General features: G+C 61.1%; 1 protein-coding gene and 2 pseudogenes. 2 read left to right on the top strand and 1 reads right to left on the bottom strand.

Annotated features, from left to right (window positions below; translation table 11 throughout):
• Positions 1–395, top strand: a pseudogene (locus tag GN330_RS23570) (hypothetical protein); the annotation flags it as partial.
• Between the two features lie 14 nt (positions 396–409).
• Here GN330_RS23570 and GN330_RS23360 read toward each other — a convergent pair.
• Entirely contained in the window at positions 410–1,957 is a 1,548-nt protein-coding gene (locus GN330_RS23360) for a reverse transcriptase domain-containing protein (RefSeq protein WP_156716176.1), read from the bottom strand.
• A gap of 642 nt (positions 1,958–2,599) precedes the next feature.
• On the opposite strand from GN330_RS23360, the pseudogene GN330_RS23355 reads away from it, so the two are divergent.
• Positions 2,600–2,891 (top strand): annotated as a pseudogene (locus GN330_RS23355) (serine hydrolase domain-containing protein); the annotation flags it as partial.

The raw sequence follows: 2,891 nt of genomic DNA, 5'->3' as shown, positions 1-2,891 counted from the left end.
AGCAATGGCTGTGGATCGATCCGCAGTGCCGGGTGGTGCTGGCCAAGCTGTCCTCGCGGCCGCAGCCGAGCCACGATCCCGCCACCCGGCGCGAGGCGGCGATGCTGGCCCGGATCGCGCGCGCGCATCGTGATCCTCGCCGACAACGACGCCTCCGGCGCCGCCCTGAGCGCCGCGGATGCCGCCGCGCGACGGCTGCGCGCAGGGCCGCGATGTCGCCATCGCCGTGGAAGCCCATCTGCTGGGAGTTGGGCATTAGCCGCGCCACGGCGAACCGGCGCTGGCAGTACGGCATCGCCGTGATCGTGTGGCGGCTGAATGGAAAGCGCGTGCCCCGGAAGCGGTCGATGGCGCACGTCGTTGATGGCGCTCCAGGCGGTGCCCGCCAACATTGACTTCGGCCGCCGTTCTAGTAGTCGAAGAGATCGTCGAGATCGGAGTAGAAACCATATTTTGGAGCTTCCACATTCTCGAGGCCGAAAGTGTAGAAGTGCTTGCGGGCTGCGCGCCAGCCGCGAACGAGGCTCGGCATTCTCGCTTCTGGCTTTGGGTCACCCCTCCATGCAGCGGGATCCAACCATTCGCCGGTTGCGAGCTGCCGATTTGAAGGTGTTGGGCAGTTCAAACCGTACTTCGACGACAGGATGTCGTTGCGGGTTCTCGTGGCGCGACGAACCATGCTCAGTATCCAGCCATCCATTTGCTTCAGCGGAGCGGGGTCGTCGAGCAGGCAATAGAAACCCATCAATCCTTTCATCTTCGGAAGACGCTTCCCCTGGTGGATGAAGGCCTCAATCTCCGCTTCCGCCAGCCCGCCGTAGAGCGAGCGTCGTAATTCATAGATCAGGCCGAGCAGATCCCAGTCATAAACCGGGGCACTGGTGCTGCACCTACTCTGGTCAAAACCCGCAGCCAGATACTGGATTAGATAGATGTTCGCCAATCGCGAAACACGCGTCTTAAGCCGTTTGATGGTCTTCTCGGGAACGGTCAGTCCAGCGGGCGCGAACCGATAGCCAAGGTAGTCGAAGTGTGGGAGTGTCCTAACCTCCTGCGCTCTTCCGGAAATCACGGCAATACCAGGCGACTTCTCGGAGTTCACCTTGAGACCGCTGATCCTGCAATGGTCGAAGAAGCACTTCTCGATTAACTGGGCCTGCGAATAGTCGGAACACAGTGCCACGACGTCATCCGCAAACCGCACAAACCGTCCGGCCGCTGCGGTCAGATCGACGTCGAGGTCGTGGTTGGCGAGGTTCGCCAAAAGCAGCGACACGGATGATCCCTGCGGAGTACCCTTGTGTCGTCGTTGAAATTGCCCCGTTCCATATTGAGCATGTTCCGCAAATTGGTGGTGCATGAAGCGCTCGAAGATATGCCGCTCATGCGGCGTAAGGCTGACTTGTCCCGAGTCCGCAACTTTTCCCTTGAGATAGCCTGCGGGAATATTGTCGAAGTACTTTTCGAAATCGATCTGGACGGCAAACAGCTTCCCACGGTGGTCGAACTCACGGAGCGCGAGAATGGCGTCGAAAACATTCTTGTCTGGGTGATATGCGAAGGAGGCAGGAGACAGTCGTTTCAGGTTTCTGTCACGCGCTCGCCGGAGCACCACGTTGGCCAACGCGGCGTCGGGGATCGCGAAAGCCATCACCTCACGCTTGGAGCCGTCAGGTTTCGGGATCTGGTAGCAGACTGCCGGAATGGGTTCGTAACAGTTGTTCAGCACCTTGTGCCAAATGGTCTTGGCAAGGAAGTTCGCGTTCCTCGAGCAGTACTTCGGGTCGAAGTGCTTTGAAATCGGAGCCTTTGGCTTCCTCGAGGAAGGACCTGCTGTGAGCCCGGTACGCTTCGTGAAGCGCTGCTGATACTGCGCTTCGAGCTTCTTCGACTTCTCTTCCTTTTCAAACGCTCGCTTCGCAAGCCTTTTGATTTCAGCCTTAATCGCGTTCTGCATCAATCTTCCCGGCTAGGTCGGCGGCGAGGGCGGAGAGTCAGGGAGTCCGACAAGAAGTTCGATCCCATCGTCGCGCTCATCTCTGCTGTCTTGGACAGGAAATTTGCACGCCATCAGCGACACGGTCGCCCGGTATTTTGCCCTCGCCGCCTCGGCTACTACGCCAGTACGGCAAGAGTTAACTGCCGATCGAAGCAGCGTCAACGTCGAGAGGATCGCGCGGGGCGATTTTTGACAGACCTGTCAAGGCCGTATGGCTCTGTGAGACAAATTCTTGCGAGACACCGGACGGCGAGACGGATCGCCCTTCTGACGGTAGCCATGACAATATACTCGGGGTCGTGCGCTCGGGCGAACCGAGGCTGATCCCGAGGTGGACACCTGGGCTGGCTTCCGGGATCCAGTCGGGGTCCATGCCGCCAACCCATTGAATTCAATTGTTCCTTCCCGGCGACTATGTATGCTGGCGGGCTTGGCTCGGCATTTCGCCAGCGTCAGGGTCGGATTTTTGGGAAGCCACCGGAGTCCAGTGTCCAGCCGCGCCGGCGTCACGACCCGCCTGAACGCGGCAGGAACGTGCGGCTTGCATGGGCGGCCGCCGGCGCCTAATGGGGTGCGAACTCGACCGTCGGACCGCGCTTCATGTCCCTGCCCCCTGCCCGCGACCGGATCCATCTCGGCAATTGGCGCACATATCCTGCCAGCACCTGGGCGTTCCAGAATGTCGGCGAGCTGGTGCCGTGCGCGTCAATCAGCGCGCCAGCCGGCAAACCGGCGCCCGGCCCCGGGTCCGGGTCCGGCCTCCTCGACACGCTGATGATCGAGACGGACGACGGCGGCAGGATCAGTGCCACGGCGCATCTGGAGGCCTCGCACGGTGACGCCTTCGTGGCGCTGCGCGACGGGGCGCTGGTGGCCGAATGGCACGCGCCGC

It is taken from the genome of Nitratireductor arenosus, assembly GCF_009742725.1.
GTDB lineage: Bacteria > Pseudomonadota > Alphaproteobacteria > Rhizobiales > Rhizobiaceae > Mangrovimarina > Mangrovimarina arenosa.
This window is presented reverse-complemented; position numbering and strand designations above follow the sequence as displayed.